Source organism: Frigoribacterium sp. VKM Ac-2530, from assembly GCF_015350835.1.
Classification (GTDB): domain Bacteria; phylum Actinomycetota; class Actinomycetes; order Actinomycetales; family Microbacteriaceae; genus Frigoribacterium.
In genome coordinates this window covers 1-14,061 of sequence record NZ_JADKSE010000001.1, presented here as the reverse complement: position 1 = coordinate 14,061, position 14,061 = coordinate 1, and the positions used below count along the sequence as shown (strand labels likewise).

Genomic DNA, 14,061 nt, shown 5'->3' with positions numbered 1-14,061 from the left:
ACCACCACGGTCATCGCGACCCTGGTAGCCGCTGCCAGCCGGGCGTCCGCCGCGGTCATCGCGGCCCTGGTAGCCGCCGCGCTCGGGGCGTCCACCGCGGTCGTCACGTGCACCACGGTCGTCGCGGCCCTGGTAGCCGCCGCGGTCGTCGCCGTCACGGGCGCTGCGGTCCTCGCGGCCGCCGCGGCCGGATCCGGGTCCGCCGGCACGGACGCCGGAGGGGCGGCCGGTGCGCGGGTCCTTCGGCAGGTCGCGGTTCGGGTAGCCGGCGGCGCGTTCCTCGCCGGGGCTCAGCGGGCGGTCTCCACCACGGGGAGCGCCGCCACGGTCGTCGCGGGACACGTAGCCGCCGCGGTCCGGGCGTCCGACACGGTCGTCGCGCGACACGAAGCCGCCGCGCTCGGGACGGGCACCACGGTCGTCACGACCCTGGTAGCCACCACCAGCAGGACGACCACCACGGTCATCGCGACCCTGGTAGCCACCACGCTCGGGGCGTCCGCCACGGTCGTCACGCCGGTCGTCGCGACCCTGGTACCCGCCACCGGCAGGACGCCCGCCACGGTCGTCACGACCCTGGTAGCCACCACGCTCCGGGCGTCCCCCACGGTCCTCACGGGCAGCGCCTCCGCGGGCACCCGAGCCAGGGCGGTCGGCGCGGGGGGCGTAGCCGCCACGGTCCTCGCGAGCGGCGTAGCCCCCACGATCGCCCCGGTCAGCACGGTCGTCGCGGCCCTGGTAGCCGCCGCGCTCAGGGCGTCCGGCACGGTCGTCACGCACGGGGCGCCCGCCGCGGTCCGCGCCCTGCTCGCGGCGTCCTGCCTGCTCGCGCCGCACCTCCGCGCGTCGCGACACCGGGGCGTCGCCCTTGCCGACGCCGGCACGGGGGCCGGCACCGGGCACGCGGCGACGGGCGTCGCGGGCGTCGGTCTCGGGGTCGTACTCGTCGTCGTCCTCGTCGTAGAACTCCTTCTCGACCTCGTCCGCGTCGAGGGCGACCTCGACCACGTCGGCCTCGTCGACCGGCGCGTCGCCGCTCTCGATCGTGGGCACGGAGTCGACCTTGGGCGACGGCGAGGCGTCGCGCGCGATCGTGAGGATGGCGCCGAGCTCGGTCTTGTTCAGCGAGCGGACGTGGCCCGCCTTGAGGGTGCCGAGGTGCAGCGGGCCGAAGGAGCGGCGCACGAGGTCGATGACGGGGTGGCCCACCTCCTCCATCATGCGGCGGACGATGCGGTTGCGCCCCGAGTGCAGGGTGATCTCGACCAGGGACGAGTCGGCGGAGCGCGACAGGCCCGCGCCTCCGGCGACGACGGCCGCGCGGTCGGCGGCGATCGGGCCGTCCTCGAGGTCGACGCCGGCGAGCAGCTGCGCGAGGACCGCGGGCGTGACGACGCCGCGAACCTTGGCGATGTAGGTCTTGGTGACGCCGAACGAGGGGTGTGCGAGCACGTGGGCGAGCTCGCCGTCGTTCGTGAGCAGCAGCAGGCCGCTGGTCTCGACGTCGAGGCGGCCGACGTTGAACAGGCGCTCCTCGAAGTCCGAGGTGAACTGCCTCAGGTCGGGGCGGTCGGCCTCGTCGCTCATCGTGCTGACGACGCCGACGGGCTTGTTGAGCATCACGTAGCGACGCGTCGTGTCGAGCTGGACTGCGGCGCCGTCGACGACGACCTTGTCCTTCTCGGGGTCGATGCGGCGGCCGGCCTCGGTGACGACCTTGCCGTTGACGGTGACGCGCCCTGCGGCGATCAGGTCTTCGGAGACACGGCGCGAGGCGACGCCCGCGGCGGCCATGACCTTCTGCAGGCGCTCGCCCGTGGGCAGGTCGTCGTCGGGGGTGGTGGTGGGGTCAGATGACATCGTCGAATCCTCCGGATCCGTCAGGGAGGAGCGGGGAGATCAGCGGGAGCTCGTCGAGCGAGGCGATGCCGAGGTGGGTCAACAGGAGATCCGTCGTTTCGTAGGTGAGGGCGCCGGTCTCGGGGTCGGTGGACGACTCCGTGACCAGGCCGCGACCCACCAGTGTACGGACGACCGAGTCGACGTTCACCGCGCGGATCTGCGCGATGCTGCTCCGGGTGATGGGTTGCTTGTAGGCGATGACCGCCAGCGTCTCGAGAGCCGCCTGCGACAGTCTGGACGGGTTCTCCGTCAGCACGAAATCGCGCACGACGGGATCCAGCTCTTCCCGCACGTAGAAACGCCAGCCGCCACCGACCTCGCGCAGCTCGAAGCCGCGCCGGGGAGTGCCGTCGACGCCGTCGAAGTCGGCGACCAGGTCGGCCACCGCACGGCGCACCTCCGCGGTCGGTCGCCCCACGGCGGCGGCGAGCGAGAGCAGCGACTGCGGCTCGTCGGCGACCAGCAGCACGGCCTCGAGGGCCCGGGCGGTCGCGCGGTCGTCGTCGGCGCGGTCGTCCGGCCCGTCGTCGACGGCGCTGCGAGCCGAGGAGGCGGTCGTCGCGTCAGCCGTCATAGTCGGCCCCCAGCGAGTCCAGCGCCTCGTCGGTCCAGTGCTCGGCCACCCAGCGCACGCTGAGCTCGCCGAGGGGCTCGACCTGCTCGAACGCCAGCGATCCGTGCCGGTAGAGCTCGAGGAGCGCGAGGAACCGCGCGACGACGACGCCCTTCTGGTCGACGTCGGCCACGAGCTCGCGGAACGTCGCGACCCCGGCGCCGCGCAGCATCGCGACGACCCAGGCGGCCTGCTCGCGGATGCTCACGAGCGGGGCGTGCAGGTGGTCGAGGCCGACCGTCGGCACGGCCTGCGGCGTGAGGGCGAAGGCGGCGAGCGCCGCGAAGTCGTCGGGCGAGAGGGTCCACACCAGCTCCGGCGTCGTGACGCGGTACTTCTCCTCCAGCCGCACGGTGCGGGGATGGCGGCGGGACTCGACGGCGCCGCGCTCGGCGAACCACTCGGCCGCCTGCTTGAAGGCGCGGTACTGCAGCAGCCGGGCGAAGAGCAGGTCGCGCGCCTCGAGCAGCGCCACGTCCTCCGCGTCGACGAGCTCGCCCTGGGGCAGCAGGCCGGCGACCTTGAGGTCGAGCAGGGTCGCGGCGACGACGATGAACTGGCTGGCCTGGTCGAGGTCCTCGTCGGTGTCGACGGTGCGCAGGTAGGCGATGAACTCGTCGGTGACCGCGCTGAGCGCCACCTCGGTGACGTCCATCTCGCACTTGCCGATCAGGGTCAGCAGCAGGTCGAAGGGACCGCTGAAGTTGTCGAGGACGACCTCGAACCCCCGCGCCGACGCACCGGCTGCGGGATCGGGGGCACCGCTCGGGTCGGCGACGACGACGGTGGCCTCAGGCTGCGGCACCACGCGCGATCAGCTCTCGGGCCAGCTGGCGATAGGCCTGCGCCGCCGGGTGCTCGGGGGCGAACTGGGTGATGGGGATGCCGGCGACCGAGGCGTCGGGGAACTTCACGGTGCGGCCGATGACGGTCTCGAGCACCTCGTCGCCGAACGCGTCGACGACGCGCTCGAGCACCTCGCGGCTGTGCAGGGTGCGCGAGTCGAACATCGTCGGCAGGATGCCGTCGAGCGTGATGGCGGGGTTCAGCCGGTCGCGGACCTTCTCGATCGTCTCGACGAGCAGGGCCACGCCGCGCAGGGCGAAGAACTCGCACTCGAGCGGGATGAGCACGCCGTGCGCCGCGGTGAGGGCGTTGACGGTGAGCAGGCCGAGCGAGGGCTGGCAGTCGATCAGGATGACGTCGTACTCGGCGCTGACCTGGCGGATGATGCGGGCGAGGATCTGCTCGCGGGCGACCTCGTTGACGAGGTGCACCTCGGCGGCGGAGAGGTCGATGTTCGCGGGCATGACGTCGAGGTCGTGCACGCGGGTCGGCACGATCACGTCGTGCGCATCTTTGACGGAGCCGATCATGAGGTCGTAGATCGTGGGCTGGTCGTGCGCCTGCACGCCGAGGCCCGCGGTGAGGGCGCCCTGGGGGTCGAAGTCGATGGCGAGCACGCGACGGCCGTACTCGGCGAACGCGGCGCCGAGGTTGATGGTGGTCGTGGTCTTGCCGACGCCGCCCTTCTGGTTGCAGAGGGTGATGATGCGCGCGGGGCCGTGGCCGTCGAGTGGCTCGGGGACGGCGAACTCGGTGCGCGGGCGACCGGTGGGACCGTTCGCGGGGACGGTCGCCGGAGCGCTCTCGAAGAGGGCGGGCGTGCTCGAGGTCGACTTGGTGCTCACATGTCGATGGTACCGGCGGCCCTCGGCGCGGCCGGGCTGACGCGCCCGTCCCGCGGGCAGGAAGCCTCATGCGGCGGATGAAGGTAGTGCCTGGTCAGGAGGCAGGTCGGAGGGCCCGCGGGTGCGCCGTGACGTACATGTCCCGCAGGGCGTCCGCCGTCACGAGCGTGTAGATCTGCGTCGTCGCGACGGACGAGTGCCCGAGGAGTTCCTGCACCACCCGCACGTCGGCGCCGCCCTCGAGCAGGTGCGTCGCGAACGAGTGCCGCAGGGTGTGCGGCGAGACGTCGACGTCGAGCTCGGCGCGCTCGGCCGCGGCCTGGATGACGAGCCAGGCGCTCTGGCGCGAGAGCCGGGCGCCCCGCGCCCCGAGGAACAGCGCGGGCGTCGCGTCGCCGCGCGCCGAGAACTCGGGTCGGCCCCGCACGAGCCACGCGTCGAGCGCCCGCCGCGCGAAGCTGCCCACGGGCACGATCCGCTGCTTGCCGCCCTTGCCGAACAGCCGCACGACGTCTCCCCCGTCGATGACGTCGTCGACGTTGAGCGCCACGGCCTCGCTCACGCGGGCGCCCGTCGCGTACAGCAGCTCGAGCAGCGCCTTGTCGCGCACGCGGGCCGGCTCGTCGCCGTCGGTCGCGGCCAGCAGGGCCTCGACCTGCGCGACCGAGATGGCCTTGGGCAGGCGCGAGGGCAGCTTCGGCGGGCGGACGCCGGCCGCGACGTCGACGGCGACCAGCCCCTCCTCGTGCAGGAACCGGTGGAGGCCCCGCACCGACGAGAGCACCCTGGCCACGCTGGAGGCGCGCAGCGGGTCGTCCGCACGGGTCGCCAGTGCGGCCGGGAAGGCCGCGACGTCCGCCGGCGCGACCTCCTCGACGGAGGCGCGTCCCGCCTCCTCGAGGTGCGCCGCCCAGAGCACGAGGTCGCGTCGGTAGGCGGCCGTGGTGTTCGGGGACAGGCCGCGCTCGACCGTGACGTGCCTCAGGTAGCGGGCCACCGCCTCCTCGATCGAGGTCATCGTCCGCTCGTCCCGACCGCCGGCCGCCGCGTCGTCAGCGGCGGGCGGCGACGGTCGCGGCCAGGGCCGCGATGCTGAGGATGGAGTTGTGCAGGCGCCCGGCGAGCACGCCGTCGACGATCTCGTCGAGGGCGACCCAGCGCTTCTCGATGTCCGCTTCCTCGTCGGTGCGGTCGAAGGCAGCAGCGGTCGCGGTCACGCCGGTGGCCCGGTAGACCGTGACCATCTCGTCGTTGCCCCCGGGGGTCGTGTGGAACGAGACGAGCTCGTCCCAGTCGGTCGCCTCGAGGTCGGCCTCCTCGGCCAGCTCGCGCTTGGCCGCGTCGAGCTTCGACTCGCCCTCGGCGTCGAGCAGGCCGGCGGGCAGCTCCCAGTCGCGGGTGCGGATCGGGTGCCGGTACTGCTTGATGACCAGCACGCGGTCGTGCTCGTCGACCGCGAGCACCGCCACGGCGCCGGTGTGCGCGACGTACTCGCGCGTCATCGGCGAGCCGTTGTAGTCGACGACGTCGCGGACGACGTTCCAGACGGCGCCCTCGAAGACCGTGTCGGAGGAGGTGACGGTCGGGTCGGCGGGCTCGTCGCGGAGCAGCTCGGAGTCGGTCACGGCTCAGGACCGCCCGGGGGCAGCGGCCTCGGCCGCGCCGTCGGTCGGGTCCACGGCCGCAGCGACCGCGTCGGCACGGGTCTCGCTCGCGTCGTCGCCCTCGTCCGCGAAGAGGCGGCTCGAGTTCTGGCGCTCGAGCGACGCACCGACGAGGCCGCTGAACAGCGGGTGCGCGCGGTTGGGGCGCGACCGCAGCTCGGGGTGCGCCTGGGTGCCGATGTAGAACGGGTGCTCGGCGCGGTCGAGCTCGACGTACTCGACGAGGGTGCCGTCGGGCGAGGTGCCCGAGAACACGAGGCCCGCGTCGGCGATCTGCTGGCGGTACTGGTTCGAGACCTCGTAGCGGTGGCGGTGGCGCTCGTCGACCAGCTCGGAGCCGTACAGCTCGGCCGCGAGCGAGCCGGGCTGGAGGGCGGCCGGGTAGAGGCCGAGGCGCATGGTGCCGCCCAGGTCGCCGTCTGCGATGATGTCGACCTGCTCGGCCATCGTCGCGATGACGGGGAACTCGGTGTCGGGGTCGAACTCGGACGAGGAGGCGCCGGCCAGGCCGGCCTTGTCGCGGGCGTACTCGATGACCATGCACTGGAGGCCGAGGCAGAGGCCGAGCGTCGGGATGCCGTTCTCGCGGGCGAACTTCAGTGCGCCGAGCTTGCCCTCGATGCCGCGGATGCCGAAGCCGCCGGGCACGCAGATGCCGTCGACCTGCGACAGCGCCGCCGCGGCGCCCTCGGGCGTCTCGCAGTCGTCCGACGGGATCCAGACGAGCTTCGCCTTGGCCTGGTGCGCGAAAGCGCCGGCACGCAGGGCCTCGGTGACCGACAGGTAGGCGTCGGGCAGGTCGATGTACTTGCCGACGAGGCCGATGGTGACCTCGTGCTTCGGCTGGTGCACCGCGTCGAGCACGGTCTGCCAGCCGGACCAGTCGACCTCGCCCGCCTTCTCGGCCAGGCCGAGGTGGCGGATGATGTACGAGTCGAGGCCCTGCTCGTTGAGCATCGAGGGGATGTCGTAGATGCTCGCGACGTCCTTCGCGTTGACGACCGCATCCTCGTCGACGTCGCACATCAGCGCGATCTTGCGCTTGTTCGCCTCGCTCACGGGGCGGTCGCTGCGCAGAACGAGCGCGTCGGGCTGGATGCCGATCGAGCGGAGCGCCGCGACGGAGTGCTGCGTGGGCTTGGTCTTCTGCTCGCCCGAGGCGCCCATGTACGGCACGAGCGAGACATGCACGAAGAACACGTTGTTCCGCCCGAGCTCGTGGCGCACCTGACGAGCCGACTCGATGAACGGCTGGCTCTCGATGTCGCCGACGGTGCCGCCGACCTCGGTGATGATGACGTCGGGGGCCACGTCGCCCTCGGCCTGCTGACGCATGCGGCGCTTGATCTCGTCCGTGATGTGCGGGATGACCTGGACGGTGTCGCCGAGGTACTCGCCGCGACGCTCCTTCGCGATGACGGTCGAGTACACCTGGCCCGTCGTCACGTTGGCGGCCTGGTCGAGGTCGATGTCGAGGAACCGCTCGTAGTGCCCGATGTCGAGGTCGGTCTCGGCCCCGTCGTCCGTGACGAACACCTCGCCGTGCTGGAACGGGTTCATCGTGCCCGGGTCGACGTTGAGGTAGGGGTCGAGCTTCTGCATGACCACGCGCAGCCCGCGCGCCGTGAGCAGGTTGCCGAGGCTGGCGGCCGTCAGGCCCTTGCCGAGCGACGACACGACGCCGCCGGTGACGAAGATGTGCTTGGTGACACTGTGCTTCGTCACGCTGGAGTTGCTGCGACCCGCAGAAGGAGACTCAGAAGGCCCACCTCCGTCGATCGAGGAGGAATCAAGGCCCGAGTTCTCAACGTTCACCACGGGATTCCATCCTATGTCACGCGGGGCCGGTCAGCCACCGCTGCCTGTTACGAGTGTGTGACGGCGCGGCCGGCCGCCGCGAGCTCGAGCAGCTCGCGGGCGTGGTCGAGTCCGCTCGCGCTGTCGGGCAGCCCCGAGAGCAGCCGGGCCATCTCCGCGACCCGCTCGTCGCCCTCGAGCTGCTGCACGCTGCTCGCGGTGACCTCGCCCGACGCGTCCTTCACGACGCGGAGGTGGTTCGTCGCGAAGGCGGCGACCTGGGCGAGGTGGGTCACGACGATGACCTGGGCTCGCTCGGACAACGCGGCGAGCCGGCGACCGATCTCGATCGCGGCCGACCCGCCGACGCCGGCGTCGACCTCGTCGAAGACGAAGGTCGGCACGTCGCTCGCCCCGGCCATGACGACCTCGAGGGCGAGCATGACGCGCGAGAGCTCGCCTCCTGAGGCGCCCTTGCCGAGCGGGCGGGGCTCGCTTCCCGGGTGCGGGCGCAGCAGCAGCGACACGACGTCGGCACCGGTGCTGCCGAGCTCGTCGCGCGGCGTGACCTCGACGACGATCTCGGCACCGGCCATGGCCAACGCGGACAGCTCGGCGCTGACGCGCTCGGACAGGTCGGCGCCGGAGGCGCGGCGCAGGTCGCTGAGGACCCCGGCCCTGGACTCGGCCTCGGCCCGGAACTGCGCCACCTCGTCGTCGAGCGAGGCGAGTCGGTCGTCGTCGCCGTCGAGCTCGACCAGGCGCCTGCTGCCCTCGTCGAGCAGCCGCAGCACGTCGTCGAGGCCCGGACCGTGCTTGCGCAGCAGCGACGACAGCTCGGCACGACGGGTCTGGACCGCCTCGAGGTCACCCGCCGCGTCGGCGTCGAGGCCGCCGAGGTAGCTCGACAGGCGTGACGACGACTCGGACACCTGCACGCTGACCTCGGCCAGCAGGTCGGCGATCGGCGCGAGCGCGGGGTCGTGCGGGGCGACGCGCTCGACCTGCCGCCGCGCCTCCTCGACGAGCGAGAGGACGTCGCGGGTGCCGTCGACGGCGTCGGTGGAGAGGATCTCGTGGGCGAGGCCGGCGGCGAGCCGGAGGTCCTCGGAGTTGCTGAGCCGGTCGGCCGTGGCGTCGAGCTCGTCGAGCTCGCCGGCCACGGGAGCCGCCGCCTCGATCTCGTCGATGGCGGCCCGCAGCGCATCGGCCTCGGCACGGCGCTCGTCGCGGTCACGGGTGATCTCGGCGAGCTCGTCACGGGCGGCCGTCCAGGCCTCGAACGCGGCCCGGTAGGAGGCGGCGGCCGCGGCCAGCGGCGCACCACCGTGCGCGTCCACCGCCGCCCGCTGCGCCTGCGCCGACTTGAGCCGGATCTGCTCGGACTGCCCGTGCACGACCACGAGGTGGTCGGCGAGGTCGCCCAGCACGCCGATCGGGGCGGACCGGCCGCCCACGACGGCCCGGCTGCGGCCCTCGGCCGAGACGACGCGGCTGAGGAAGAGCTCGCCGTCGTCGACGTCTCCCCCGGCGTCGCGGACGCGCTCGACGACGGCGCCGTCGGCCGGGACGACCCACCGGCCGTCGACGACCGCCTGGGTGCTGCCCGAGCGGACGATGCCGCTCTCGGCGCGCTGGCCGAGCAGCAGGCCGAGCGCGGTGACGACCATGGTCTTGCCGGCGCCGGTCTCGCCGGTCACGGCGGTGAACCCCGGCCCGAGGGGCAGGGTCGCGCGGCCGATGACGCCGAGGTCGCGGATCGCGATCTCCTCGATCACGACGCGTCTCCCTGCTCGGGGCCGCGCCAGCCGGTCACCGGGAGCTTGAACTTGGCGACGAGGCGGTCGGTGAACGGCCCCTGTCGCAGGCGGGCCAGCAGCACGGGCTGGTCCGAGCGCGTGCACTCGACACGGGCGCCGGGCGGCAGGTCGTGCTCGCGGCGTCCGTCGCACCAGAGGATGCCGCGGCCGTCGGTGCGGCTCATCACCTCGACGGCGAGCGTCGAGTCGGGGCCGACGACCAGCGGACGGGCGAAGAGGGCATGGGCGCTCAGCGGCACGAGCAGCAGCGCCTGCACCTCGGGCCAGACGACCGGGCCCCCGGCGGAGAACGAGTAGGCGGTCGACCCGGTGGGCGTCGACATGACGACGCCGTCGCAGCCGAACGACGACAGGGGACGCCCGTCGACCTCGATGACGACCTCGAGCATCCGCTCGCGCGACGCCTTCTCGACGGTCGCCTCGTTCATGGCCCAGGTGCGCCAGACGACCTCGGCGCCCTCGACGACGCGCACGTCGAGGGCGAAGCGCTCCTCGACGTCGTAGTCGCGCGCGACGACGCGAGACACGGCGTACGCCATCTCGTCGCGCTCGCTCTCGGCGAGGAACCCGACGTGGCCGAGGTTGACCCCGAGGATCGGGGCACGCGTGCCCCGGACGAGCTCGGCGGCCCGGAGGATGGTGCCGTCGCCGCCGAGGACGATGACGCACTCGAGGGCGTCGAGCGCGACGTCCTCGCCGAGGATGTCGACCGGCTCGATGTCGGGCGCGGCCGTCTTGATGTCGTCCCACTCGTCACGGGAGAGCACGGGCACGACGCCGGCGCCGACCAGGAGGGCGCAGACCTCGAGGGCGGCGTCGAGCGAGTCGCGTCGCCCGGTGTGGGAGACGACGAGGATGTGCCGTGTCGTCGTGTCGATCTGTCTCACGCTCCCGTCGTGCTCTCGGACCTGCCGAGCCATTCTGTCGGATTCGACCCGTGGCGAGCCGAGAACCGCACGACGTACTCCTTGTTGCCTGCCGTCCCGACGATCGGTGAGGGGATGATCCCCGCCGTGCCGAGGCCGAGGTCGTGGGCCGCCCAGAGGACCGAGGTGACGGCCTCGTTCCGCAGCCGGGCGTCGTGCACGACTCCCTCGCGGATGCCCTGCCGCCCCACCTCGAACTGCGGCTTCACGAGCAGCACGAAGTCGCTCTCCACAGGCACGCTGGCGACCAGCGCCGGCAGCACCATCGTGAGCGAGATGAACGACAGGTCGGCGACGACGAGGTCGATCGAGGAGGCGCGGTCGCTGAGGCCCCGCAGCTGGTCGGCCTCGAGGTAGCGCGCGTTCACGCCCTCGACCACCGTGACGCGAGGGTCGCTGCGGATCGACGGCGACAGCTGGCCGTGCCCGACGTCGAGCGCGACCACGTGGTCGACGCCCCGCTCGAGCAGCACCTGCGTGAAGCCGCCCGTCGACGCGCCGACGTCGAGCGCCGTGCGACCGCGCGGGTCGACGTCGAAGGCGTCGAGCGCCGCGAGGAGCTTGTGCGCCGCGCGGCTCACGTAGTGGTCGAGGCCGGCCACCTCGACGGTGTCCGCCTCGACCACGCGGGTCGACGCCTTGACGGCACCCGATCCGTTCACCGTGACGAGGCCGTCGGCGAGGAGGCGGGCGGCGTGCGTGCGGGAGCGCGCGAGCCCCCGGGACGCGAGCGCCGCGTCGAGCCGCTGGCCGGCCCGCTCCGCCTGCTCGGCGGACGAGGCGGCGTCCTCCGGCTCTTCGATGCGGACGGTCACCGACCACCCGGGCTGTCGTCGGTCTCGCCCGTGCCCTCGAGCGCGACCCGCAGCTCGTCGTGCACGGCGCCGAACGCGACGGCACGCTGGTCGAGGGGGAGGGCCTCGATCGTCCGGAGGCGTCCTGCCAGCTCGGCCGTCGCCTCCTCGTCGGACGTCGTGTCGACGGCCCTCGGCTCCTGCTGCATGGTGTCGTCCACCCTACTCACCGGGGTGCAGGGCAGGGTCGATGTCGAGGCCGTAGATCGCCCGTCCGGTGCCCCAGACGGCGTGCGCGCCGGCGCGCAGCAGGTCGACGGGGTCGCCGCCGGCCGCGAGGACCCGGACGACGCCGCCGCGGACGGCGACGCGGGCCTGACGCACGGTGACCACGTGGACGTCGTCCTCGTCGTGCTCGACGATCTCGGGATACGGCTGGCTCAGCTCGCGCAGGTCGCCGACGATGAAGTCGGGCCGCGAGCCCTTCTCGGCCGCGAGCACCTGCTTGGCGCCGTCGATGCCGGTCAGCACGAGCACGGAGACGAGCCCGGCACGACGGGCGCCGAGGATGTCGGTGTCGAGCCGGTCGCCGATGAACATCGCGGTCGTGGCGCCGAAGCGCTCGACGGCGGCGGTGAAGATCGGAGTCTCGGGCTTGCCCGCGGTCACGGGCAGACGGCCGACGGCGGTGTGCACGGCGCTGACGAGCGTGCCGTTGCCGGGTGCGGTGCCGCGCTCCTGCGGGATGGTCCAGTCGGTGTTCGTGGCGATCCACGGGATGTCCGCCGCGAGGGCGAACGAGGCCTCGGCGAGGTCGGACCAGCCGACCTCGGGGCTGAAGCCCTGGACGACGGCCGCGGGCTCGTCGTCCGCGGACCGGGTGACACGGAAGCCCTCGGCCTCGAGCACGGACGTGAGCCCGTCTCCCCCGACGACGAGGACGGTCGAGCCGGCCGGCACGGCGTCGACGAGGAGGCGCACGGCCGCCTGCGGGGAGGTCACCACGTCGTCTGCGGTCACGTGCAGCCCGTAGCCGCTCAGCTGCGCGGCCACCGTCGCCGCGGTGCGCGACGCGTTGTTCGTGATGTAGCCGACCCGGCGCGTCTCCGCCGCCGCGGTCAGGCTCTCGACGGCGTGGTCGATGGCGACGGAACCGCGGTACACGACCCCGTCGAGGTCCGCGAGGACGGTGTCGACACCGTCCAGGGGCGTGGGGCCGTCAGCCACGGTGCTCGGCCTCATCGTCCGTCACGGGCTCGTCGTCGCCTGCAGACTCGTCGGCGGGGACCGGCTGCTCATCGGCCGCAGGCTCCTCATCGACAACAGGCTCCTCATCGAGAGCAGGCCCCCCATCGACAACAGGCTCCCCATCGAGTGCGGCTGCCCCGTCTGTCTCGGGCACGTCGTCAGCGGCAGGCTCCTCGAGAGGCACGGACTCGTCCTCGGCGGTCCAGGACTCGTCGAGCTCGAGCTCCTCCTCGACGACCTCGACGGTCTCCCGGTCGTCGTCGCCGTGGTGAGCCTCGAGCGCCGCGTCGGCCCGCTCCGCCAGCGTGCGCCACTCCTCCGCGTCACGGTCGCGACCGAGGTCCTCTAGGACGGTGGCGTACGCGTCGAACAGGGCCGGGCTGTACTCGAACGCGCGACGGCGGTCGAGCTGCGGGATCTCGAGCTCGCCGAGCGCCGCGTCGGGCTGGTCGAGGTCGAGCCGGGCACCGCTCATGGCGATGGCCAGGGAGACGCGGACCGCCGGCGCCAGGGTCGAGACGTCTACCGATCGCCCGAGCTCGAGAGCGCGCTCGGGACGTCCCAGCCCGCGTTCGCTGTCCACCATCAGCGGCAGCTGGTCGTCACGACCGGTGATGCGCCGGTAGGTCCGCAGCTCGCGCAGCGTCAGCGCGTAGTCCCCGACCGTGTACGCCGTGATGGCGATGGTCTCGCGCACGACACCGATGCGACCAGCGCGGCGACCGGCCGACAGCGCGTGCTTGTGCGCCTCCTCCGGCTCCTCCTCGATGAGGCGCCCCGCCATGACGAGGTGCTTCGCGACCCAGTCGGCGTTCTCCTTGCTCAGCGTCTTCAGCTCGCCGCGGGCGACCTTGTCCAGATCGCGGGGCTCGACGTCGTCGGGGACGTGCGCCACCTCCTGCGCCGGCCGGACCGACTTCAGACCGTAGGGATCGCGGTCCTCAGGCGTCTCGCGGTTCCCCTGGTATCCGCTCGAGGGACGTCCACCGGTGGAGGGACGTCCGCCACCCGTCGAAGGTCGACCGCCGCCACCGGTCGACGGACGCCCACCACTCGACGGACGACCGGAACCGGTCGAGGGACGACCGCCGGTCGAGCCCGAACGACCGCCGGACGAGGGACCGCCTCGACGGTCTCCCCCACCCTGCGGACGACCCGAGGAGGCGCGGTCCCCGTACGCAGGACGCTCACCGCGCTGGGGCCGGTCGCCCCGGGCCCCGCGGTCGCCGCCCGACGGGCGCTCCCCCCGTGCACCGCCGTCACGTCCGGAGGACGCGTCTCGTCGGGGTCGGTCGGGTCGGTCGTCGTCGCGGTCGCTCACGGAGATGCTCCTCGTTCTGTCGTGCAGGCAGCTGTTGTGTTGTGGGGGCTCGCACCCCGGAAGTCGATCGGCCAGGACGAGCGGGACTCGCTGCGGCCGAGGTACGAGACTACCAACGGATGGCCCCGAGGCGAGCCAGCATCTCTTGGCGACTGTCGGGTTAAACAAGAAGAGCCCCTCCAGTGGAGGGGCTCTTCTCTCAAAAGGAGTCCGGCGGTGTCCTACTCTCCCACAAGGTCCCCCTTGCAGTACCATCGGCGCTGAGAGTCTTAGCTTCCGGGTTCG

General features: G+C 72.8%; 12 protein-coding genes, 1 rRNA gene and 1 pseudogene. All 14 read right to left on the bottom strand.

The features are described from left to right. Positions 1-1,077 precede the first annotated feature (1,077 nt). Positions 1,078-1,860: pseudogene (locus ITJ48_RS00070) on the bottom strand (pseudouridine synthase); the annotation flags it as partial. After that, positions 1,850-2,476, bottom strand: a complete 627-nt coding sequence (scpB, locus tag ITJ48_RS00065; RefSeq protein ID WP_192168929.1) for an SMC-Scp complex subunit ScpB — start codon at positions 2,474-2,476, stop codon at positions 1,850-1,852. The pseudogene ITJ48_RS00070 and the gene scpB, both read right to left, overlap by 11 nt. Continuing rightward, positions 2,466-3,323 carry a segregation/condensation protein A gene (locus tag ITJ48_RS00060; protein ID WP_194611943.1) on the bottom strand — a complete coding sequence of 286 codons (858 nt, stop codon included), beginning with the start codon at positions 3,321-3,323 and terminating at the stop codon, positions 2,466-2,468. Before ITJ48_RS00060 ends, scpB begins: the two co-directional genes overlap by 11 nt. Further along, on the bottom strand, positions 3,307-4,206 hold the full coding sequence (locus ITJ48_RS00055) for a ParA family protein (protein ID WP_192041475.1): 900 nt from the start codon (positions 4,204-4,206) through the stop codon (positions 3,307-3,309). The genes ITJ48_RS00060 and ITJ48_RS00055 overlap by 17 nt, the downstream gene beginning before the upstream one ends. A 94-nt stretch (positions 4,207-4,300) precedes the next feature. Next, positions 4,301-5,224, bottom strand: a complete 924-nt coding sequence (locus tag ITJ48_RS00050; protein ID WP_192041474.1) for a site-specific tyrosine recombinase XerD — start codon at positions 5,222-5,224, stop codon at positions 4,301-4,303. A 34-nt stretch (positions 5,225-5,258) separates the two neighbouring features. Beyond that, positions 5,259-5,831 carry an NUDIX hydrolase gene (locus ITJ48_RS00045; RefSeq protein WP_194611942.1) on the bottom strand — a complete coding sequence of 191 codons (573 nt, stop codon included), beginning with the start codon at positions 5,829-5,831 and terminating at the stop codon, positions 5,259-5,261. Positions 5,832-5,834: 3 nt separating this feature from the next. Continuing rightward, positions 5,835-7,595, bottom strand: a complete 1,761-nt coding sequence (locus ITJ48_RS00040; RefSeq protein WP_194611941.1) for a CTP synthase — start codon at positions 7,593-7,595, stop codon at positions 5,835-5,837. A gap of 140 nt (positions 7,596-7,735) precedes the next feature. Beyond that, positions 7,736-9,445, bottom strand: a complete 1,710-nt coding sequence (gene recN / locus ITJ48_RS00035) for a DNA repair protein RecN (protein WP_194611940.1) — start codon at positions 9,443-9,445, stop codon at positions 7,736-7,738. Continuing rightward, a complete protein-coding gene (locus tag ITJ48_RS00030; RefSeq protein WP_370544844.1) occupies positions 9,442-10,365 on the bottom strand; it encodes an NAD kinase in 924 nt (307 codons plus the stop codon). Before ITJ48_RS00030 ends, recN begins: the two co-directional genes overlap by 4 nt. Before the next feature lie 5 nt (positions 10,366-10,370). Then, positions 10,371-11,216, bottom strand: coding sequence for a TlyA family RNA methyltransferase (locus ITJ48_RS00025; RefSeq protein ID WP_194613236.1), 846 nt, complete (start codon positions 11,214-11,216; stop codon positions 10,371-10,373). A gap of 8 nt (positions 11,217-11,224) precedes the next feature. Then, on the bottom strand, positions 11,225-11,428 hold the full coding sequence (locus tag ITJ48_RS00020; RefSeq protein ID WP_370544692.1) for a hypothetical protein: 204 nt from the start codon (positions 11,426-11,428) through the stop codon (positions 11,225-11,227). Between the two features lies 1 nt (position 11,429). Continuing rightward, positions 11,430-12,449, bottom strand: coding sequence for an HAD-IIA family hydrolase (locus tag ITJ48_RS00015; protein WP_194611937.1), 1,020 nt, complete (start codon positions 12,447-12,449; stop codon positions 11,430-11,432). After that, the gene (locus tag ITJ48_RS00010) at positions 12,427-13,350 is read right to left on the bottom strand and encodes a hypothetical protein (RefSeq protein ID WP_370544691.1); all 924 of its coding nucleotides are present in this window, start codon (positions 13,348-13,350) and stop codon (positions 12,427-12,429) included. Before ITJ48_RS00010 ends, ITJ48_RS00015 begins: the two co-directional genes overlap by 23 nt. Positions 13,351-13,984: 634 nt before the next feature. After that, positions 13,985-14,061: ribosomal RNA gene (gene rrf, locus ITJ48_RS00005) — 5S ribosomal RNA — on the bottom strand; the annotation flags it as partial.

Coding starts and splice junctions, on each gene's coding strand:
- ITJ48_RS00050 (WP_192041474.1), bottom strand. CDS start 5,224: ATGACCTCGATCGAGGAGGCGGTGGCCCGCTACCTGAGGCACGTCACG.
- ITJ48_RS00015 (WP_194611937.1), bottom strand. CDS start 12,449: ATGAGGCCGAGCACCGTGGCTGACGGCCCCACGCCCCTGGACGGTGTC.
- scpB (WP_192168929.1), bottom strand. CDS start 2,476: ATGACGGCTGACGCGACGACCGCCTCCTCGGCTCGCAGCGCCGTCGAC.